This window comes from Chryseobacterium sp. OV279 (assembly GCF_900128945.1).
Lineage (GTDB): Bacteria > Bacteroidota > Bacteroidia > Flavobacteriales > Weeksellaceae > Chryseobacterium.
This window is the reverse complement of sequence record NZ_FQUD01000004.1, coordinates 761,910-784,072: the sequence shown is the minus strand read 5'-3', so window position 1 is coordinate 784,072 and position 22,163 is coordinate 761,910. Positions and strand designations below refer to the sequence as shown.

Here is a 22,163-nt window from a genome sequence, read left to right as displayed (position 1 = left end):
AATTATGTCTCAAATTGCGATAAATACCTCACAAAATGTAAATATTAACTTTAATATTGCAAGTGTCGGAGAAAGAATGCTTGCCTTTATTATCGATTTCCTGATCAAGGTGGCCTATGTCATTATTGTACTCTACCTTTTCTTCAACATTTTTGATCTTGGGTATTTATTGGATGGGCTGGATCAGTGGTCTATCATGGCGGTTTATATTGTCCTCACTTTTCCGGTTTACATTTATCCTGTAGTTCTGGAAAGCCTTATGGAAGGACAGACTCCCGGAAAAAGACTGATGAAGATCCGGGTGGTAAAAATTGACGGTTACCAAGCCAGTTTCGGTGACTATCTGATCCGGTGGATGTTCCGCCTGATCGATACAACAGCCGCAGGTGTTGTAGGCTTAATCTCGATGATTGCTTCTAAAAATAATCAACGTTTGGGCGATATTGCTTCCGGTACCGCTGTGATTTCTTTAAAAAACAACATCAATATTTCCCACACCATTCTGGAAAACATTAACGAAGATTATATTCCATCATTCCCTCAAGTCATCGCGTTAAGTGATAATGATATGAGGATTATTAAAGATAATTACACCAAAGCTCTGAAAATAGATGACCGCCAGATCATCAGTAAACTTTCAGATAAGATCAAAAGTATTTTAAAACTGGAAATTGATCCTAAGATGACGGAAAGACAGTTTATTAATGTGGTGATCAAGGATTATAACTACTATACGGGGAAGGAGAACTGATGAGAATGTCAATGGTCAATTTCGCTGCGCGAGTGAATGGTCAATTTTTGCTGTGCAAGTGAATGGTCGATCATCAATTGATTACATTACAAAAAAAATTTACACTGTTTAAATCAAGTTAAAAAATTGACTGCGAAGCAAATTCACTATTCACTATTGACGGATAATGATGGTTGTCAATGGTCAATTTCGCTGCGCAAGTGAATGGTCAATAATCAATTAATAATGGAAAAAAAAGAATAGTCCTCCTATTTAATCAAATCAAAAAAATTGACTGCGAAGCAAAATTCACAATTCACAATTGACTTTTCCCTATTACTCATCACCTATTAATCATTACCCGTAATCCCTGTCGGTGCAATTTTTGTATCTTTCAATACCAAAGCTTAGCATTATGAAATTTGAGAACAATAAATCAGGAAACGGTGGCGTACTTACGCTGAACAACGAAACCAAAGAAGTAGGAAGACTGACGTATACTATTTTTCCTGAAGACAGTAAATTTATTATTTCATTCGTACTCGTACACCCTGAATTCGAAGGGCGCGGACTGGGAAAATATCTGGTTGAGGAAGCCATAAAATTTGCAAGAGAAAACAACTGGAAAGTTTACCCGCATTGTTCTTATGCACGGGCCGTAATGACGAGAATGAGTGATGTGGACGATATTTTTCTAAAGAGCTAAAACATCTTTCACCAGAATCTCCTCAATATCATCCGGATAATCTACTTTTAAGTGATGATCTGAAGCTACCCATTCCATAATTTCCTGAAGTTTTAATACTTTGGAATTTGGAATTCCCATCAGATCCAGAGCACAGGCGTTGCATTCCTGCTCATACTGATTATGAATCGGGATTACAAAGAGTTTTTTATCCATGAAAAGAGCTTCTGCGGGCGTTTCAAAACCGGCATTACACAGAATTCCGTCACAGCTTTCAAAATATTTCAGATACTGCATCTCATCGATAGGGAAAACTTCTACGTTTTTCACTTTCACCTGTACTTTGCTGTGTTTTGAAAATACTTTCCACTGTACAGGAATCTGTTTCAGAACCCTGATGATATTTTCGTCTGCAAAACTCGGAAGATAAACGAGATAATAGCCTTTTTTATCAGGATTTAGATTTCTGATTTTATGTCTGATGACTGGTTTTTTGATCTGCGGATGGTAATTTTCAAAGTGGAAACCTATTTTTCTTTCACTCGGGACGTAGTACTTCAGGATAAGTTCACCAAGAAAATCTTTATGTTTCGGCTTTGGTGTTTCAGCAAAACTCATGGAAGCCTGATGGCTCAATTCGATCATCGGAAGCTTTTTTAATTTCCCGGCCCAACCAGTGAGAGGTTCATAATCATTAATGATCAGATCATACTGTGAAAGTTCCAGTTCCCTGATTGTTTTTGCCGCTTCAAGAAATTTATTCTCGGTAAACGTTTTGCGATAGGATAAACCGCCTGTTTTGTTGTAAAGAAGAGAAATACCCCGATATTGATAATTAAGATCAAAATCAGCCTTTAATTGTGACTGGTGACCACTGATTAACGTATCAACCGAAGCATATTTTTTGAGAAGAGGAATAATTTCCTGTGCCCGTGCCACATGGCCGTTCCCTGTCCCTTGAAATGCATACAAAACCTTCATTTACGAAAAATTAGTTACTATTTTCAGAAGTTCAGAACTGTCCATGTCCTGGATCTCTTCTGCTTCGTCGTCTTTAAGTGAATCTTTGTGGTCGTCATAATAGAAGATTTTCCATTCTTTATCATGGTATTCAAGAGCGGAAAGGTTTTCTATCCAGTCTCCGGAATTCAGATAGGTGCATGATCCTTTTTTATTAACAACTTCGCGGATCTGAGGCTGATGAATGTGTCCGCAGATCACATAATCGTAGTGGTTGTCGATGGCCAGTTCGGAAGCAGTGAGTTCAAAATCTCCGATATACTTCACCGCCTTCTTTACATTGTTTTTGATCTTTTTGGAAAACGAATATTTTTCTCTGCCCATTTTCTCCAGAAACCAATTGACAACATTATTGATGACAATCAGGAGATCATAGCCTTTTCCCCCTAATTTTGCTATCCATTTAGAATGTTGGACAGATGCATCGAAAACATCGCCGTGAAATATCCAGGTTTTCTTCTGATCAATATCCAGACAGATCTTATTGCAGACTTTCAGTTTGCCCAGTTCGAAATCCGTAAACTTCCGGAACATTTCATCATGGTTGCCCGTAATGTAGTAGACCTGTGTATTTTTATTGGTAGCAAATGAAAGGATCTTTTTGATCACCTTCAAATGAGGTTTAGGGAAGTAAGACTTTTTAAACTGCCAGATATCGATAATATCACCATTCAAAACTAATGTTTTTGGCTGGATAGAATTGAGATACCGTAACAGCTCTTTAGCCTTACATCCATAAGTTCCCAAATGAACATCCGATATGACAACTAACTCAACGTTTCTTTTCATAGTTTTATACAAAGAAACTAATTGAAAGTTAACTGTATATGAATGCTATATTATTTTTTACAGCGAGTTCATCAACTCTTCTGTGATTTCCATATTGTGATATACGTTCTGCACATCATCATCGTCTTCAAAACGCTCAAGCATTTTCATATTCGCTTTGAACTGTTCTGCATTCACTTCTTTGATATTGTTTGGAATTCTCTGAAGTTCTGCACTTTTTGCTTCAATTTTCAACTCATCCAATTTATGAGACAGTGAACCGAAGTCTTCGAAAGCAGTCGTAATCATTACTTCCTCTTCATCTTTTTCCACATCTTCTGCGCCTCCGTCTATCATTTCCATTTCGAAGTCATCCCAATCCATTTTGATCTGAGATAAATCAAGAGTAAAAATACCTTTTCTGTCGAAGATAAAGGCAAGTTCTCCATTTTTACCCAGGTTACCATCGAATTTATTGAAGATCGCTCTTACGTTGGCTACGGTTCTTGTTGGATTATTGGTTGTACATTCCACAAAGAATGCTACTCCACCCTGTCCGTATCCTTCGTAGGTAATCTCTTCATAGTTTTCAGCATCAGCACCACCTGCTTTTTTGATGGCTCTTTCTACGTTGTCTTTAGGCATATTGGCACCCTTAGCATTCTGGATACATCTTCTTAAAGCCGGATTGGCTTCAGGATCTGTTCCTCCGGCTTTTACAGCCAGTGCAATGTCTTTACCGATCTTAGAGAAAGTTTTGGCCATTTTATCCCATCTGGCCATCTTAGAAGCTTTTCTATATTCAAATGCTCTTCCCATTTTAATTTTTAAATTTTCAACAAAATTAAATAAAAGTCAACAAAAAAAAAATACCCCCAAAAAATTGGAGGTATTTATTATTTAGAAAAATTAATTATTTTTTCTTTTTAGCTGGAGCTTTTTTCTTAGCTGGAGCTTTCTTAGCTTTTTTCACTACAGTTTTCTTCTCTACAACGTCTAGATCAGATTTCTGAAGTGCATCCCAAGCAGCACCGTTTACAGCCTCAACTACAACTTTTCTGTCAACCATTCTGTCTGCGTCAGAAGCTTTTTCAGAAATAGTAGCGTCTCTTTCACCAACTCCTACAGATTTCAACTGGTTTGCGCTAACACCTCTAGCTTCTAGAGCACCAACTACTGAAGCAGCTCTTTGTCTAGAAAGTTTCAAGTTATAGTTATCAGCACCTTTCTTATCTGTGTGACCAGTTACTAAGAATGTACCGTCAGAAGATTGCTTAATAATCTTAGCAGCTTCATCTAACTTAGTGCTAGATTCTGGTCTGATTGTAGCTTTGTTGAAATCGAATAAGATACCTTTAAGAGCACCTGTAGCTTCAACTCCGATTACTTCTTTTGGTTTAGGACATCCGTTGTATTCTGGAAGACCTGGAACAGTAGGACAAGCGTCATCTTTATCTAAGATTCCGTCACCGTCTGTATCTGGCCAAGGACAACCGTTGTTTTCTGCAGGACCTGCAACTGTAGGACAAGCATCATCTTTGTCGATAACACCATCACCATCTGTATCTGGCCAAGGACAACCGTTGTTTTCAACTGGACCAGCTACTTCTGGACATTGATCGTCTTTATCTGGAACTCCGTCACCGTCAGTATCAGGACATCCCTGGAATTCTGGTAGACCTGGAGTATCTGGACAAAGATCATCTTTATCTAGGATACCATCCTTATCTCTATCTCTGTTACCGAATCTGAATAAGATCGATGCAGAAGCTTGCCAGAAGTTAGCAACTGTAGATTTATCACCTGGAGTTGACACGTAGTCACCCTGTACACCAAGACCGAAGTTCTTAGTTACCCAGAAGTTAACACCAGCACCTGTAGAAACTGTAAAGTGGTTAGCTTTACCCATTTCGTTACCACCGTCTCCGTTAGGAACAGATTCACCTTTGTAATCGTTTCTTGGGAAAGAAAGTGCAGTATAGTCATGTCTCAGGTAGTTAGCACCAACTCTTAAATATGGATCGAACCAAGATTCTTCATTCCATAAAAGACCAGCTGCTTTAGCCTGGAAACCAAGACCTGTCATAAGGAAAAATTCTTTCCCCATGTTGAATCTCTTGTTATCTACATTACCTACTGAAGTCTGCCAGTCGATAACTAAACCTTTACCGATGTTTCTAGCAACTGTTAATTTAGATAATGGAGGTGTAATAGAGAAGTTGTTCACATTGAACATCGTCTTCGTTAAATTATTAGCAGAGAACGTGTTACTGAATCCTGTCTGTGCTGCCTTGTGATTTTCCGCATGAGCACCAACCCCGATCAACCACGGATTGTTGGTAGTCTGCGCGAAGACAGTAGAGGCTACAGTAAGCGCCAATGCTGAAATTCCTAATTTTAGATTTTTCATAGAATTAAATGATTAAATAATTGATAATGCAAAATAAATATAATTTTTCTTTATAAACAAAGTTTTTTGAATGATTTTTAACTTTTCTTTAATATTCTATCTAGGTTACGTTTATTTTCTCTATCTTTTATCGCTTCCCTTTTATCAAAGAGTTTTTTCCCTCTGGCAAGCGAAATCAAGACTTTTGCTTTCCCCTTATCCGTGATATATAACTTAAGAGGTATAACTGTGTTCCCTGCATCCTTTAACTTCTTTTCAAGTTTCTGCAATTCTTTTTTGTGCAACAGCAATTTCCGTTCCCTTTTTGTTTTGTGATTGTAAAAAGTTCCCAATTTATACTCATCAATCATCATATTAATAATGTATAACTCCCCATCAATAAACTGACAGAAGGATTCTGTAATAGATGCCTTGGATGAACGTAAAGATTTTATTTCCGTACCCGTCAAAACCATCCCAGCTTCATATTCTTCAAGGATTTCATACTCAAAACGGGCTCTTCTGTTTAATATACTGACTGTTTTTTCGATCTTCATTTTAAAAAATTCGTGTAATTATATTGGACTGGGCTGCCCAATCCATCATTAAGATGTCTTCCGGGGCTCTTTCTAACTTTTATTTCATTAATGAAATATAGAAAAAATACCCCACATTTAAAAACTTGACTATTACATTATTACGAAATACCCAAATTCTTTTCGTAATTTTGCGCCAAATTTACAAAACTATATGTTAACAGTATCTAACTTATCTTTACAATTCGGGAAAAGAGTTCTTTTTGACGAGGTAAATATTATGTTTACCAAAGGAAACTGCTACGGGATTATCGGAGCAAACGGTGCGGGGAAATCTACATTCCTTAAAATATTAACAGGAAAGCAGGATCCAACTACAGGGCATGTATCTTTGGAACCAGGAAAAAGAATGTCAGTTTTGGAGCAGGATCACTTTGCTTATGATCAATTTACTGTTCTTGAGGCTGTTTTAAGAGGTAATAAAAAATTATACGAAATAAAAGAAGAGATGGATTCTTTATATGCTAAAGAAGACTTCTCTGATGAAGACGGAATCAAAGCTGGTGAGCTGGGTGTAATCTATGATGAAATGGGCGGATGGACTGCAGAATCTGATGCACAGACTATGCTTTCAAACGTTGGGGTAAAAGATGGCATGCACTGGCAGATGATGAGCGAGCTTGAAAATCAGGACAAAGTAAAAGTCCTTTTGGCTCAGGCACTTTTCGGAAACCCGGATGTACTGATTCTGGATGAACCTACGAATGACCTTGATATTGAAACTATTGCCTGGTTAGAAAATTTCCTTGCAGATTATGAAAATACAGTGATCGTAGTTTCTCACGACCGTCACTTCCTGGATACCGTTTGTACGCACATCGGAGATTTAGATTATGCGAAACTGAACCTTTATACAGGTAACTATACTTTCTGGTATCAGGCTTCTCAGCTTGCAACAAGACAAAGAGCTCAGGCTAATAAAAAAGCAGAGGAAAAGAAGAAAGAACTTCAGGACTTCATCGCGAGATTCAGCTCGAACGTTGCAAAAGCTAAGCAGGCTACAGCCAGAAAGAAAATGATCGATAAATTAAACATCGATGATATTAAGCCATCTTCAAGAAGATACCCTGCCATCATTTTCGAAATGGAAAGAGAGGCCGGAGATCAGATCCTGGATGTAAAAGGTCTTGAAAAAACTAAAGATGGAGAATTATTATTCTCAAACATCGACCTAAACCTTAAAAAAGGAGATAAAGTTGCTGTTCTTTCTAAAAGTTCTTTAGCTATCACAGAATTTTTCGAAATTCTTGCCGGAAATGTTCAGGCAGATCAGGGAACTGTGGCTTGGGGAGTTACGACCAACCAATCTCACATGCCATTGGATAACACAAAATTCTTCCAGGAAGATATCAGCCTGGTAGATTGGTTGAGACAATTCACTAAAAACGACGAAGAGCGTCACGAGGAATTCGTAAGAGGATTCTTAGGAAGAATGCTTTTCTCAGGTGATGAAGCTCTAAAATCCTGTACAGTACTTTCAGGAGGTGAAAAAATGAGATGTATGTTCAGCAGAATGATGCTTCAGAAAGCAAACATCCTTTTATTAGATGAGCCTACTAACCACTTGGACCTTGAAAGTATCACAACGTTAAACAACTCATTGTCTAACTTCAAAGGAAACCTTCTGTTATCATCTCATGACCACGAAATGCTTCAGACTGTCTGTAACAGAATCATCGAATTGACTCCTACAGGAATCATCGACAGAGAAATGACCTACGATGAATACCTTGCTGACAAAAAAGTAAAAGAAATCAGAGAAAAAATGTATTCTTAATTTTTTAAGATCACATTACTTTAAATAAAAAAAATTCCTCAAAGACAACTTTGAGGAATTTTTATTTTATCTATAAATTTAATTATTTCGTAAGCTTCGTTTTAGGAAGGGCTACCGTTCCCGGGTCTTTCCATAAGCCGTCTTTTTCTGCTCTCTTCTTAATAGCCTGAGCTCTTTTTTCGCTATCAGGGTGAGAGTTGAACATTTTTTGAAAACCGGTTTGAGTACTTCCTTCAGAAAGCAAAGCCAGTTTCTTGAATGCCGAATACGCTCCTACTACATTATAGCTGTTCGTTTTCATAAAGTCATAAGAATATGTATCTGCCTCAGATTCCTGTTTTTTGCTGTGAGAAGCATCCAAAAATTCGTTGGCCATTTTTCCTACCTGACTTTCGTTGAGTGCCGCTACCGTTCCGGAAGCTGATGATGCCGCATCCAATGCCGCTGCCTTTAAATAAGCAGATTTAATAGCATCTTTAGTATCCTGATTCTTCACGTGCCCGATTTCATGCCCGATAACTGCTAAAAGCTCTTCATCCGTCATGATATCCATTAAAGAAGAAAACACACGTACACTTCCGTCTGCACAGGCAAAAGCGTTGATATCCTTTACTTTATACACTTTATAGTTCAGGGCAAGTCCGTCCTGAGATTTGTGCTTTCCGAAAAGTTTGTTCAGTCTTACCGTATAAGGATCTTTCGGACCTGCAACCTCGTTGTTTTTGTCCATCCAATCCACAGATTCCTTAGACAGTTTCACCGCGTCTTCATTGGTAAACGTAAGGGCTTTTGCTCCTTTCGAAACAATACCTGCCGCTTTTCCAAGATTGATTTTCTGTGCTGATACAGCATTCATTGCCCCTAAGAATAAAAGGCAGAGAGTCATTTTTTTCATAATCATTTTTAATTTGGACCGCGAAGATAGATAATTTTTTTTAACATTCAGTAAGTCAAGTTCATCCTTAATCATTTCAAAATGCTGTTTTTTTTCCTTATTTTTGTGAAATGAGTCAGAAATGGATTTACAAGCCGGAACCCGATGAGGAAGTTGTGGACAGATTAAGTTCGTCACTTGGTTTTGGTACTTTTGAATCTAAACTCCTCGTTTTAAGGGGAATTGACAATTATCAAAAGGCCAGAGAATTCTTCAAACCCAACCTTACCGATATACACAGTCCGTTCTTAATGGCAGATATGCAAAAAGCTGTAGAGCGCATTGCAACAGCCATTGAAAACGGAGAAAAAATACTTGTTTACGGAGATTACGATGTAGACGGAACTACCGCTGTTGCCGTCATGTACCTTTACCTCAGCAAAATTGTTGAGAAAAAATACTTAGATTATTACATCCCGGACAGGAATTCCGAAGGATACGGAATCTCTACCGAAGGTATTGATTTTGCCAAAGAAAACGGCTTTTCGCTGATCATTGCTTTAGACTGCGGTATCAAAGCTATCGACATGATCAACTATGCCAAAGAAAAAGACATTGATTTTATCATCTGCGACCATCACCTTCCGGGTGACGAGATCCCTGATGCTGCGGCTGTTCTGGATCCGAAAAGAAATGACTGCAGATATCCTTTTAAAGAACTTTCAGGATGTGGTGTCGGCTTTAAGCTGTGCCAGGGACTGAATACCATTTATAAAATTCCGGAGGCTGAATTGTTTGAGCTTACCGACCTTCTGGCTATTTCCATCGCTGCGGATATTGTTTCCATGACCGGCGAAAACAGGGTGCTTGCGAAAATGGGACTTAAAGTTCTCAGAAAAACAAGAAATCTTGGATTAAGATTATTAATTCCGGAAGATAAACTGTCGCACTTCGAAATCTCAAATATTGTTTTTGAAATTGCTCCGAAGATCAATGCAGCAGGAAGAATCTCCCACGGAAAAGCAGCTGTGGAACTTATGGTTTCCGACAACCTGAAACACGCAAATCAGATTGTGGGCGACATTATGAATCTGAATGACGAGAGACGTGAGCTCGATATGAATTCCACGCTTTCGGCATTGAACCAGATCATTGAATCCCAGCAGCAGAGCAAACATTCCACGATCGTTTACCATCCGGACTGGAACAAAGGCGTGATTGGTATCGTCGCCTCTAGGCTTATCGAAACTTATTATAAACCGACTTTGGTATTCACAGACGGAAACAACGGAGAAATGGTGGCCTCGGCAAGATCTGTTTCTGATTTTGACGTTCATGAAGCGCTTGATATGTGTTCTGAGTATTTCCTGAAATTCGGTGGACATCATGCTGCTGCAGGACTTTCCATGGAAAAGGATAAGTTTGAAGCTTTCAAGATCAAATTTGAACAAATTGTTTCGGAAAAAATCCAGGAACATCAGCAGGAACCTTCCGTTACCATTGATTCTGAAATCAAAGTGGATGAGATCAACCGTGAGTTTATCAATTTCCACAGAAAACTGGCCCCTTTCGGCCCTCACAATATGAAACCTATCCTTACGCTCACCGACCAGAAACTTTCCGGTTATGTGAAAACAATGGGGAAAGACAACAATCACCTGAAGTTTTATATCAAGCAGGAATCCACAGGAAGAAATATAGAATGTGTAGGCTTCAAACTGGGACAGCATGCTGAAGATTTTAAAAACAAAAACTTCGATCTTGCTTTCACCTTAGAGGAAAACCACTGGAAAGGAAATGTAACGCATTATTTGAATATTAAAGATGTAAAGTTTAGGGATTAGGAGTAAGGGATAAGGTAATAGGGATAGCGCTATGGGAAATTTTAAGGAATTATTGGTGTGGCAGAAATCAGTACATCTTGTTACTGAAATTTACTCCTTTACCAAAAGTTTTCCAAAAGAAGAAGTTTATTCTCTTACCAGCCAGATTCGGCGCTCTTCCGTTTCTATTCCCTCGAATATTGCGGAAGGCCATTCAAGAAGATCCACATTAGATTATCTGCAATTTTTAAAGATTGCCCGTGGAAGCTGTGCAGAACTGGAAACCCAACTCATTATTGCAAAAAATTTAAATTATTTAACGCCTGAAGAGTTTGAAAATTTAAGTGGAAAAACATCTGAAATATCAAAAATGCTTAATGCCATTATTACAAAATTACAATCCAACCCTAATTCCTAATCCCCTAAACCTAAGCCCTAACAAATCATGAAAAAAATCGGCTTATTTTTCGGTTCTTTCAATCCGATACACATCGGACATTTAATTCTGGCCAATTACATCCTGGAACATACCGACATGGATGAATTATGGTTTGTAGTAAGCCCGCAAAACCCTTTTAAAGATAAAAAATCACTGCTTAAAGATCATAACCGGCTGGATATGGTGCAGCTCGCAGTAAAAAGCTATCCTAAAATGAGAGCTTCCAACGTAGAGTTTTCACTTCCAAAACCTAGCTATACCATTGATACGCTGACCTATCTTCATGAAAAATATCCTGATCATTCTTTCAGTCTGATCATGGGTGAAGATAATCTGGGCAGCCTTCATAAATGGAAAAATGCTGAACTTCTGATCAAAAACCATCATATCATTGTGTATCCAAGGGTTTTTGAAGGGGAAAAGAAAGATTCGGAATATCTGCAGCATGAGAACATTTCCATGATCAAAGCACCCGTTATAGAACTTTCTGCTACGGAGATCAGAAACATGATCAAAGAAGGGAAAAATGTACGTCCTATGCTTCCACCGGAAGTTTTTGAATATTTGGACGGAAGCAGTTTTTATAAGTAATTTTGTAAGAAAGAAATTAGAAGCTAGAAATTAGAAGTTAGATTCCAATACGGCCTGCTATTTTTCAATTTATATATCAAGACATGGAGTTTATCGAAAATTTTTTCTTAAAATATCCTCAGGATAAAGTGATCAGATGGTTTAGACAAATCTGTCTGGCTGAAGCTGTTTCATGGTTTTTCCTGTTCACCGCAATGATCTGGATACGGGTGGATCCGGAAGGTATTTTCCCAATTGTTTATATCAGTACTATTGGCAGTATTCACGGGTTATTTTTTACATTGTATCTGATCTTTCTCCCTGCGATACGAAAAATATTTACCTGGGATGATGAAGACAGTGTCTTTGCTTTAATTTCAGCATTTTTTCCTTTTGCCACGATTTGGATCGACAAAAAATTAGCCCGCTTCGACAGAGAATAACAACAACATAAAAAAAGGACCGAAATGGTCCTTTTTTATTTAAGTTATGATGAATAAATGATTAAAGATCTCTGAGTACATGCCCGTTGGCTGTGAACGTATGGTTTCCGTTCGTATCTGTATAGGTTCCGTTTACCGTAAAATCAATATACGCTCCTACTGCACCGAAACTAGTCACCTGAACCACTACGTTTCCATTACTAGAGGTGAAATATCCTCCGGAAAACTCAAAAGTATAATCTGTCGTAAAACTTCCCGGAACTCCAAGCATATTATTTTGATTCATAAAGAAAGAATTCCCGGCAGGCGATGTAGAATTAATTCTTAATTGCTTAGCAGGCATATTCGGGCTGGTTGAAGTAAGGCCGGACCATTGAGCGTACATACTTCCCAAAACATATTTCACATTCTGATTGTCGATTTTATAGCTGATAAACTCGTTCACTGAATTACAAACCGAAAGATTGGTAAAATTCATCACCGGTAAATTAGCTGTGAAAGGGATTTCTCCTGAAGTCTGCAGATTGGCATAATCATAAGCTTCCAAAATAAATTGCGGATTCGCCGTACATGAATACACATTGAATGAAAAGCTACCTGTATTGCTCACCGGAACAGATGTGTACTGGAAATAGTTGGTCCCGGCAGCAGGTCTTAACAGCACATAGCCATCCGTAACATCAGTATTGGTACAGGTTTTCAGATTCCCCTGTATGGTGTACTGATTTCCTGTAGAGGTTACTGTAATATCAGGCAGTGTCATGGTAGTTCCCACTGCGACAGGAGCGACATTGGATGTATAAATCACCGTATTACAGACATCATATACTTTAAGAACAAGCGTTTCGTTGGCCGGAATAATTCCTGTAACGGCACCCAGATTATCTGTCATACCATAGGTTTCATAGGCTTGGCTGCTTCTTTTTAAACTCACCTTTATATTCACCATTGGTAAGCCAGCTGGATTTTTCACTGTCACTTTCAGCATGGCCTGCGGAAACTGTGCATCGCAATTCCACCAGGAGAAATGGTTCACCGTTCCTACATAAGTGTTTCCCACCTTTGTTGCAGAACCTTCTTCGTTCCACATTCCTGTATTTTCATCGTATGACCATAGCGGAATTGTATTGGGGGAAGTTGAAGTTTGTGATGCATCAATAGGAACCGTCATTTCAGCGGTATGTCCTGTTGCGATCTGTAATTTTTGTCCTGAGCTTCCCGTAAGCTGAACATGTACCATTCCAAAGGTTTCCATGATTCTCGCACCACCGCCGGAGTTGGTGGCCAGAAGAGAACCTGGCATTAATTCAGTCAGATACTGATTGGATGATGCTAAATTATACAATGCAACATTCACACTTCCGCTGTACGCATTTCCGCTGGCGTCTTTGAAACTTCCATCGAATTTTACTTTTGTTCCGTTAGGTAAAGAAACGGTAGAAGTTGCTCCTGAATTGATACTTGCAGTGGTGGTTGCAGGGATCATCATGATATTCACACGGTTCATTCCACCTGTTGGAACCATTACTCTTGAACCATCTACAAATCCGGATTTTGTTACTTTCACAAGGGCAAAGTTTTCCTTCACATTTGCATTTTTAAACGTAAAAAAACCTTTGAAATTGGTTTGAACCGTGCTCGATCCAATGGTTACCGTGGCTCCGCTTACAGGATTTCCGCCGGTATCAAGTACTATACCCTGAAAATTTCTTTGTACTGTGCTTCCAAAATTAAAATTGGATTCAGGGATTGGGCTGCTGTCATCAATGTCTATATATGTTTCATTTTTACATGAAAATATTAACAATAATAACAACAATAGAGGATAAAATTTTCTCATATGCTATTAATTTTTGGTTTATACTAAATTAATCATAAAATGAATACATCGGTATTTTATTCAATTTTTAAACTCATTTTTCTTACATCTGAATAATTTTCAATCTCTGACATTAAGAATTTTTAGTCAAAAAGACCGAGATAAGTGGTAAAGAAGTGAGACATTGCGGCCTCACTTCCCCATTATTATTTCAGATAGTCCTATTGTGGAATTTTTATGCCTGGTATTACCTGTACAGGTAATTTTGGGCCCAGTTCTTTACAGGCAAATTTGCTTGAATGTTTATAAACAGGTAAACCATTCACCGTAGAGGAAGGTACCGGCTGATTGGCCGTGCTGATTACCGAAATATCTACCGGCATGGTGTAGCATCCTGTAAAGCCGTTCTGCACAAAGTTTTCATACGCAATATTTCCTCCGGCGGACACTATTTTCAATTTTGCATTGACTACCGTTCCTGCCATTTTAAATCTGACTTGTCCTGTGAGAACTTCTTTATGAGGATTTCCCGGCGCAACAATAAATTTGGTGCAGCAAACAGGCGTTGCCGTAACGGTACCAGAGGATGAAGACTGAGGACCTTCTACAATAACTGTAAAACAGCCTATTGAACAGGTAGTACCCGAAGATGGACATTTTACATTAATACAAATCGTGTTTGTTCCTACGTTCAGACTTGAAAAAGGTATTAATCTTGCGGAAGGATTCTGCCCATTGGTATGGTTAAATGGATTTCCGCCTGAACTTACCGTACTCGGACTTCCATTGGTGAAAATCGTGATGATGGAAGCCCAAATTCCTGTATTCAATGAATTGTAAGGATGCGGTGATGCTTCAACTCTTAAGAATTTTGAAGAATTTGCCGGGTTATACGGAATCGTCAAAGTCCCACCGGGATTTATTGAGGGACCGCTGACATTAGGAAACTGCACAGAAGCCGTGGGTGAGCTTAAACAAACACAATTACTTGATTTTGACTGAAGTTCATCCGTTATCTCTGAACTTTTTGGGTTATTGTAATCCTTTTTCGAAAAGATACTGAAGATTATTCCTGCATTCAAGCCTAAAACATTGAGCCTGTTTTTTGTTTCCAGTGTTTCATATCTGCCTGCCATTATCTGATCAATACTGTAAAAGCCTTCACTGTTCGGGGCTCCGTTAGGTTTGAAAATGGTTGTCGTATTTTTTACATTCGGGCCTGCCAGATAACTTCCTTCTACAAAAAATCCTATTCTTCCCGGAAAATAAGACAGCCTCAGTTTAGGGATGACGCCCAGACCATCTGTTTTGGAAATTATTCTTTTTGATGTTTCAAAACTTCGGACCTGCCCATTGACACTCGAAGTCTGAATAGCCGTAAACAAACTTTCCTTTGAACTGATATAGGCGGCATTCACAATAGGTGATATTGTAAATTTGTTGAAGGAAAAATTAGACTGAAGCCCTAGTTCTCCTATGAAACCATTCTGCCGGCTTCCATTTCCTATTTCCGTTTTAAATGAAGGTGGCGAAGACTGTCCGGCAATATTGTAAAAAGGTCCTTCAGGTTTGTATTCTTTTTTCATTCCGAAAAATCCGGCCCCTCCGTTCAGCCCCAGTGAGGTATAATTTGTTTCCGAACCGTTCAATGTAAAAACAGGAACGTACAGATTAATATTTCCATTAAATCCGTTTCCAACATGGCTCTCCTGCCCATAAGTATTTCCGGGAAACAATCCACCTCCACCTACAGAAACCAGAAGATTTCCTCCCGGATTTTTCCCACCTTTCACAATAACCCCTTTGATGGGTTGTCCCGGTCTTTCTTCCTGCGCACCAGCCGTCACAAAAAGTAAGACCCATAATAAGACCGCAGCCTTTCTCATAAAAGTAAATTTGCATTTCATAATATTTTGTTTTTAGAATTGTTTCTCAAAATTCATTTAAAACAAAACATAAAAAAATCCCTAATTATAGGGACGTTCCAAAAGCTGAAAACAAAATTTTTCAGCGTTTTTACTCCTTTATATTTTTAAAATACCATGAGACCGCTTCCCCCAAAGAAGATACATGAAGTTTGTTATAAATATGCTTGATGTGGGTATTTACTGTAGAATAGCCTATTTCCAGTTTGTCGGCAATCATCTTGTAGCTAAGCCCATCTGACAACAGTTTTAGAACTTCCTGTTCTTTTTGTGTCAAAAGTTTCTGCTGTGCCGTAGGCTGAAAATATTCCAGGACGCGTTTCGCAATAGCCGGATTCATAAAAGCTCCGCCTTCGTAGATTTCTTCAATAGCCTGAAGAATTCTCCTCGGGTTATCACTTTTTAAAATATAACCGCTGGCCCCGCTGGAAATAGAACGGAACACCTTTTCACTGTCGTCAAAAGCAGTCTGAACCAGAACATTGATATGGGGAAATCTGGATTTAATAATTTTGAGACCTGTTATTCCGTCCACCACCGGCATATTGATATCCATTAAAACGATATCCGGCTGATACTTCTCCATTTCTTCTTCCACATGTTCACAGTTGAGCGCATCCCCGATATATTTCATATTCTCTGAAAGCTCGATAAGGCTTCTCATGCTGTGCAGGCGTTCCTGGCTATCGTCGTAGGCAAATATTTTAATCATGGTGTGGTACTGCTAGATTGAGTCAAAGTTAAATTCTTACTGAGCTGTCATCAATCCCTAAATCTAGGGATAAGGATTTTGATACGGGTCCCGTTTTGTGATTCCAGTTCAAAAACGCCGTTCATTTCCAGGGTTCTTTTTTTCATATTTCCAATACCGTTTCCTTTTATTTCCGAGAGATCAAATCCAATTCCCTGATCTTTTATCTGGAGAATATGGTGGCTCTCATTCTTTTTAAGATCAATAGAAACCTGATTAGATTTACTGTATTTTACGACATTGTTCAATGCTTCTTTGGCGATGAGAATGATATTTTTCTTAATGCTGAAATCTACAATTTCATTATCAATACTTTCGTCAATATTTATTTTATAGTCAATATCCGTATTGCCCAGAATTTCGCTGGCTATATTCCTGATCCTGGTGGAAAGCGTCATCAGAGAATCATTGTTGGGTTTAAGGCTCCAAACGATATCACTCATGTTTTCGGAAAGTTTCCGGGACTGATCTTCTATATTCCTGAGAACTTTTTGGGCATCCTGTATTTTTTGTTTATCAATGAGTTCTCCGGCCACCATGGAATTGATCTGCAGGCTGCTTAATGTGGAACCAATATCATCATGCAGATCGGCAGTGATTTTATTTCTTTGGGATTCAAGCGCCATTTTTTCTTTAAATTCATTTTTCTGCTTGATAAATTCCCATCGGCTTACCAGCAAAATAAGTGCTCCGGAAAATAAACTTCCAAGAATTATCCAAAATAAAAATGTCTGATAAAAAACCTTGTCAATACTAATCTTTATTAGCTTTTGAGATAAAACTTTCCCCGTAAATTTATCTGTAATCCCGAATTCTATTTCATAAATCCCAGGGGCTAAACTATTCAGATTAAGTGGTGCTTTTCTGGACATTTTTTTCCAAACCTGATCAATATTTCTTATCCGGTACATCATACTTCTTTGCGAACCATGTTCCAAATCTTTGATCAGTGCCCTTATGGAAATATTGTTTTCATCATATTTGAGATTGAGTTCCTTCAAAAAATTAATTCCTTTCGGGCTTACATAACGTCTGTTATTGATCAGCACCTCATCAATATAAATTTCGGGCCGGTAAAAAGAACTGAGTTTTAAAGGCGGTTTAAAATAATTAAATCCTTTCACCCCTCCGAAATACAGAACCCCATCTGACGTTTTGAGAAAACCTCTGTTATTGAAATCCCAGTATTGGATTCCATCTTCTTTATCATAATTAGAGATAATGTGTGTCCGGGTATCAATGCTTGAAAGCCCTCTCTGATGGCTGCACCAGAGCTTTCCGAAATCATCCAGCAGAATTCCATAGATGTAGGTTCCGGCAAGACCGTTATTGCTGTCAAATACTTTTACTTTCCTGAAATCTTTATCCAAAAGATAGACTCCCTGATTGGTTCCTACCCAATACTGACTGTTTTTCACATCCTCCTGAATATAAAAACTCTGAACTTTCGGAAGAATTCTCCCAATGACTTTATAGCTATTTTTATCTTCCCTTTTCACCAACGTCATATCCCCGTTCAGATAGCTTATCGCCATTCTTTTATCGCTTAGAATATTGATGTAAAAAGGATTCTGATCCGGAATACTTTTTATTTTTTCAAACTTTCCGGTGAATGTATTTAAAAGATATAAACCTGTAGAAAAAGAAAATACAGACGGTGAATCTTTAAAATTAACCATATGCTGATGCTTGCCCATCTCCCCGTTATCAAAGGTATAGCTGGTTTGGGGGTTTAAATTTTCATCAAAAACAATAATCTTATATTGATGATCACTGGTACTATTCTCAAACATCCATATTTCCCGGGTATATGGATTGCTGTAGCTTCTCCCTCTGGAGTTCGTGTAATAACTGCTTCTGTCCGGTACAAATTTTTTAACAGAAAATTTTTCAGGGTCAAAAACAGCAGATGAATTAATTAAAATGCGATGATCCGGAAGCTCCGTAAAATCTGAAACTCCACGTTGTCTGAAAGACATCATCAAAGGATCTGTAGCATCAGTCGTATTTTTGAGCATGGCTCCCCGAAAGTCTATGATAATTTCCCCTTGCCCGTCATCACAGAACCAGAGCCTTCCAATCTGATCGAACCGGAAATTAAAAGCCCGTTCAAAACCGCCATGGAAAGGACTTCCGTTTTTAAGCTCTTTATCGAAAATAAAAAGAGTTCTATTGCTCATCAGGACAACTTTGTCTTGATGAGCTGCAATCCCTCCGATTCTCTTCAAAGATTTCTGACGCTGATTCAACGTCTGATAATGATCTTTAAGAACAAATAATCCATGGTCTGCAGTTCCGAGATAAAGCGCATCATCTTTTTCATCATATGCGGCAGATTGCAGAATCGCAGCAGAATCTGTCTTAAATTGACGTAAGGGGAAATTTATTTTTTTGGAATCCAGGCCATAGGTTACCACCTCTTTGGTTCCTATGAAGCATATATTCCGATGCTTATCCAAAAAAGGCATTCTGAAGTAAAATACATTTCCATCGTTATAATAAATGTGAACAGACTTTAAGGGTTCAATAGGAATCTGGGCTTCCAGGGTAATCTTTTGGGTTGTAACATCAAAACTTGCCAACTGATAAGCTTCATTAAACAGCCAGATTCTACCGTCTGCAAAACCAATGGGAATAGCTGTTTTATTTTTGGAAAACTTTTTATAAATATCTACTAAGATAAACTCGTCCAACTGATAATTATAAATATATAAACCTCTTGTACTGCCTATGTACAAATGCTTCCCATCCTCTGCAAAACCGTATCCCTGCTGTAATGCGGGGCAATTTTTAAAAAAATATTTGAGATTGTAAACTTTTACCGAAGATCCGTCATAGCGGTTGAGGGCATCATTGCACGTCAGCCATACAAAACCCTTACGGTCTTCAAACCAGAAATAATTGGAGCCCTGCGAGAGTCCGTCGTCCTGTGTAATTTTGGTCACAGAATAATTACCCATGTTTTGTGCACCCCATTTTGCCGAGCAAAATAATGCAATGACAGCACATAGTTTTAATAGGAATTTCATGATTTGTAGTTTAAATAAAGTTAGTCTTTTTTTAATAATTTAAGGAAATTCTTCTTTGAATGTAACATTTAACTTTCCTCAATTGTCTAATTATGTAGAAAGTCAAAAGAAGTTGAATTTTTAATTTAAAATTTTATACACTGATAATCAATTGGTTAAATTTATTTTAAAAACATTTTAAGTACTTTGTATTGCATGATACTGTTTTTATTATATATCTTTGTAATGTTAAATAATCATCCATACAAGCTATTAAACAACTAAAACAATATAATTATGAAAACTCAGATTCTAATTGCCGCCTTATTTTTCAGCGGACTCGCAGCTGCCCAACAAGCAAAAGACACTCTGAAAGTAAAAAATATTGAAACTGTCAATATCAAGAAACAGGTTTTCAAAAAACAAAGTGACCGTTTCATTTATGATGTAGCTTCTTCCCCGATTGCAAAGGGAACGAATACATTCAACCTCTTGAAGCAAACTCCGATGATTTCCAGCATCGACGGAAAATCTCTGAAGATCATGGGAAAATCTGACGTAGTAATCTATATCAACAATAAAAAATCCAATATGGATGCTGAAGCATTAATCGAAATGCTGAAAGGAACTCCATCTGAAGATATCCAGAAAATTGAGGTGATCACAACCCCGGGAAGTGAATTCCAGGTAGAATCCAATGAAGGGGTCATCAATATTGTGATGAAAAAGAAGAAAAATGACGGCTACAACGGAACTCTGAAAATGAATAATGAGCAGGCTTACTATAACAATCCTTCTGCCGGAGCTTCATTCAATTTCAGAAAAAACAAATGGTCTGTAAATTCAAACTTCAATACAGGAAGCTGGACCGACAGAGAAAGATATACTTTATCCAACGGAGATTCCACTTTCAGAAATGAGTCTTCAGGATTCAATTCTGATCCTAATAAAAATGTGGGCGGAAGCGTAAATATTGATTATGAGTTAAATAAAAATCACAGTTTAGGATTTACCTACAACATGCGATATAATAAAAGCTTTAACTCTATTCTTGATATAACAAACTGGGAAAACGGAGCGCTTATCAACAGAACTGTAAACAATGAAAACGCGCAGACAAGAAATCACTCTTTTAATTTAAATTACGAAATAAAAACAGATTCTATCGGAAGCAAACTTACTTCTAACGTTTCTTATTTATGGTTTAACAGGGATAAAATGAGTACCAACGAAAGTTTTCCTTTAAATACTGATCCGGACAATAAATACAGCGCATTACAACAGTCGGTTCCCCAGATCATTAATAACTACGCCGCGAATATCGACTATCTGAAAAAAACGGCTAAAGGAAGCACCTGGTTGATGGGAGTAAGCTACAACCACACGAATACGGATAATGATACGAAACAGGACAAGATCATTAACAATGCGATCATCAATGACGCCAATCAGACCAATCACTTCATTTATAAAGAAAGAATTCTGGGTGCCTATATTACGTATGAAAGAAAACTAAGCGATAAATTCTCAGGAAAAATAGGAAGCCGTTATGAGATCACAAGAAGCAGCGGTGAAATTCTTGGAAAGACAAGTTTTGACAGAAATTACAATAATCTGCTGCCTTATCTTAACTTAAACTACGCCATCAGTTCTGATCATAATCTTACGTACAGTTTCTCCAGCAGAATCAGAAGACCAAGGTTTTGGGAACTGAATCCTTCAAGAACTTATTTCACGCCTAATAATTATACACAGAACAATCCATTCGTACTGGCTTCTAAGTTTTACAACCAGGAAATCAGTTATATGTACAAAAATGCATTTTTCGCCAACGTAAGTTTCAATTATGTAAAAGACGCATCGAACCAAATACCGCTTCAGGGAAGTGTAACAGGACCGGAAAATGATGAAAACGGAAATCCGGTAATGGTCACCAAGAAGTTTTTAAGATATATCCGAACCAACTATGGCGACAACAAACAGTTTGGACTGACCTTAGGGATGAACAAATCATGGTTCAAAGAAATCTGGACAACCAATTATTCTGTGAATTTAGGATACAATATTTATAAAGGGTCAGTAATGGCAGATCCAACCTCAGTACCTGTTGAAGGTCAGACAGAAGTTGTAGAACCTTACGTAATCAATTTCAAAAACTTCAATGTTTCAGGGAATATCAACAACAACATCCGTCTTTCTTCTAATAAAGACTGGTTCCTGGGAGTGAATTACTATTACGGCAGTAAAGTGAAAATTGAAAGCGGAACATTGGGTGTAAGACAGAGCTTTGATGTCAGCTTAAAGAAAATCATGGGCAACTGGACATTTGTTGCGGAAGTGTATGATCTCTTTAACCAGAATTACAACAGCATTCAGGGGGTACAGCCTAACGGAAGTTACAATAACGTTGTCAACTTCGAGTATTCAAGACTTCTGAACATCGGTGTAACCTACAATTTCGGAAATCAGAAACTGAAAAAAGCGAGAGAAATAAAATCTGCCAACGACGCTATAAAATCAAGGACTTAAGTCTACCACAAAAAATA

Annotated in this window: 18 protein-coding genes; 8 read left to right on the top strand and 10 right to left on the bottom strand. The window is 38.0% G+C overall.

The annotated features are described in order from the left end of the window. The first annotated feature begins 4 nt into the window (after positions 1–4). Together BUA72_RS20645 and BUA72_RS20640 are read left to right on the top strand one after the other, a co-directional pair. Complete coding sequence (locus BUA72_RS20645; RefSeq protein ID WP_072924876.1) at positions 5–751, top strand: RDD family protein; 747 nt, start codon at positions 5–7, stop codon at positions 749–751. A gap of 394 nt (positions 752–1,145) precedes the next feature. Further along, positions 1,146–1,436: a GNAT family N-acetyltransferase gene (locus BUA72_RS20640; RefSeq protein WP_034725901.1), complete on the top strand. Its 291-nt coding sequence runs from the start codon at positions 1,146–1,148 to the stop codon at positions 1,434–1,436. Here BUA72_RS20640 and BUA72_RS20635 read toward each other — a convergent pair. The 5 genes from BUA72_RS20635 to smpB form a co-directional block, all read right to left on the bottom strand. Next, entirely contained in the window at positions 1,425–2,396 is a 972-nt protein-coding gene (locus BUA72_RS20635; RefSeq protein WP_072924874.1) for a glycosyltransferase family protein, read from the bottom strand. The genes BUA72_RS20640 and BUA72_RS20635 overlap by 12 nt on opposite strands. Next, positions 2,397–3,224 (bottom strand): UDP-2,3-diacylglucosamine diphosphatase, encoded by an 828-nt coding sequence (locus BUA72_RS20630; RefSeq protein WP_047454355.1) that lies wholly within the window; start codon positions 3,222–3,224, stop codon positions 2,397–2,399. A gap of 57 nt (positions 3,225–3,281) precedes the next feature. Then, positions 3,282–4,022, bottom strand: a complete 741-nt coding sequence (locus BUA72_RS20625; protein ID WP_034725909.1) for a YebC/PmpR family DNA-binding transcriptional regulator — start codon at positions 4,020–4,022, stop codon at positions 3,282–3,284. 94 nt (positions 4,023–4,116) lie between these two features. Next, positions 4,117–5,613: an OmpA family protein gene (locus BUA72_RS20620; RefSeq protein ID WP_072924873.1), complete on the bottom strand. Its 1,497-nt coding sequence runs from the start codon at positions 5,611–5,613 to the stop codon at positions 4,117–4,119. Between the two features lie 77 nt (positions 5,614–5,690). Beyond that, positions 5,691–6,149, bottom strand: coding sequence for an SsrA-binding protein SmpB (gene smpB / locus BUA72_RS20615; RefSeq protein WP_034725913.1), 459 nt, complete (start codon positions 6,147–6,149; stop codon positions 5,691–5,693). 193 nt (positions 6,150–6,342) lie between these two features. Between smpB and BUA72_RS20610 the strand changes: the two genes are divergently transcribed. Next, positions 6,343–7,965 carry an ABC-F family ATP-binding cassette domain-containing protein gene (locus tag BUA72_RS20610; protein ID WP_047454349.1) on the top strand — a complete coding sequence of 541 codons (1,623 nt, stop codon included), beginning with the start codon at positions 6,343–6,345 and terminating at the stop codon, positions 7,963–7,965. A gap of 82 nt (positions 7,966–8,047) precedes the next feature. On the opposite strand, the gene BUA72_RS20605 is transcribed toward BUA72_RS20610, so the two are convergent. After that, complete coding sequence (locus tag BUA72_RS20605; RefSeq protein WP_072925083.1) at positions 8,048–8,860, bottom strand: M48 family metallopeptidase; 813 nt, start codon at positions 8,858–8,860, stop codon at positions 8,048–8,050. A gap of 110 nt (positions 8,861–8,970) precedes the next feature. Between BUA72_RS20605 and recJ the strand changes: the two genes are divergently transcribed. The 4 genes from recJ to BUA72_RS20585 all read left to right on the top strand — a co-directional run bounded on the left by recJ (position 8,971) and on the right by BUA72_RS20585 (position 12,114). Then, positions 8,971–10,683 carry a single-stranded-DNA-specific exonuclease RecJ gene (gene recJ, locus BUA72_RS20600; protein WP_072924872.1) on the top strand — a complete coding sequence of 571 codons (1,713 nt, stop codon included), beginning with the start codon at positions 8,971–8,973 and terminating at the stop codon, positions 10,681–10,683. A gap of 31 nt (positions 10,684–10,714) precedes the next feature. After that, positions 10,715–11,080: a four helix bundle protein gene (locus BUA72_RS20595; RefSeq protein WP_072924870.1), complete on the top strand. Its 366-nt coding sequence runs from the start codon at positions 10,715–10,717 to the stop codon at positions 11,078–11,080. A gap of 27 nt (positions 11,081–11,107) precedes the next feature. Then, positions 11,108–11,692 (top strand): nicotinate (nicotinamide) nucleotide adenylyltransferase, encoded by a 585-nt coding sequence (gene nadD, locus BUA72_RS20590; RefSeq protein WP_072924869.1) that lies wholly within the window; start codon positions 11,108–11,110, stop codon positions 11,690–11,692. A gap of 83 nt (positions 11,693–11,775) precedes the next feature. Beyond that, positions 11,776–12,114, top strand: coding sequence for a DUF3817 domain-containing protein (locus BUA72_RS20585; RefSeq protein ID WP_072924867.1), 339 nt, complete (start codon positions 11,776–11,778; stop codon positions 12,112–12,114). Between the two features lie 61 nt (positions 12,115–12,175). Here the strand turns inward: BUA72_RS20585 and BUA72_RS20580 are convergent, their stop codons facing one another. The 4 genes from BUA72_RS20580 to BUA72_RS20565 all read right to left on the bottom strand — a co-directional run bounded on the left by BUA72_RS20580 (position 12,176) and on the right by BUA72_RS20565 (position 19,638). Continuing rightward, positions 12,176–13,954 carry a carboxypeptidase-like regulatory domain-containing protein gene (locus BUA72_RS20580; protein ID WP_139259656.1) on the bottom strand — a complete coding sequence of 593 codons (1,779 nt, stop codon included), beginning with the start codon at positions 13,952–13,954 and terminating at the stop codon, positions 12,176–12,178. A 200-nt stretch (positions 13,955–14,154) separates the two neighbouring features. After that, positions 14,155–15,840 (bottom strand): hypothetical protein, encoded by a 1,686-nt coding sequence (locus tag BUA72_RS20575; protein WP_072924864.1) that lies wholly within the window; start codon positions 15,838–15,840, stop codon positions 14,155–14,157. 109 nt (positions 15,841–15,949) lie between these two features. After that, positions 15,950–16,570: a response regulator gene (locus BUA72_RS20570; RefSeq protein ID WP_047454337.1), complete on the bottom strand. Its 621-nt coding sequence runs from the start codon at positions 16,568–16,570 to the stop codon at positions 15,950–15,952. Positions 16,571–16,620: 50 nt separating this feature from the next. Then, positions 16,621–19,638 carry a sensor histidine kinase gene (locus BUA72_RS20565; protein WP_083544262.1) on the bottom strand — a complete coding sequence of 1,006 codons (3,018 nt, stop codon included), beginning with the start codon at positions 19,636–19,638 and terminating at the stop codon, positions 16,621–16,623. 276 nt (positions 19,639–19,914) lie between these two features. On the opposite strand from BUA72_RS20565, the gene BUA72_RS20560 reads away from it, so the two are divergent. Then, positions 19,915–22,146 carry an outer membrane beta-barrel family protein gene (locus BUA72_RS20560; protein WP_072924861.1) on the top strand — a complete coding sequence of 744 codons (2,232 nt, stop codon included), beginning with the start codon at positions 19,915–19,917 and terminating at the stop codon, positions 22,144–22,146. Positions 22,147–22,163 lie beyond the last annotated feature (17 nt).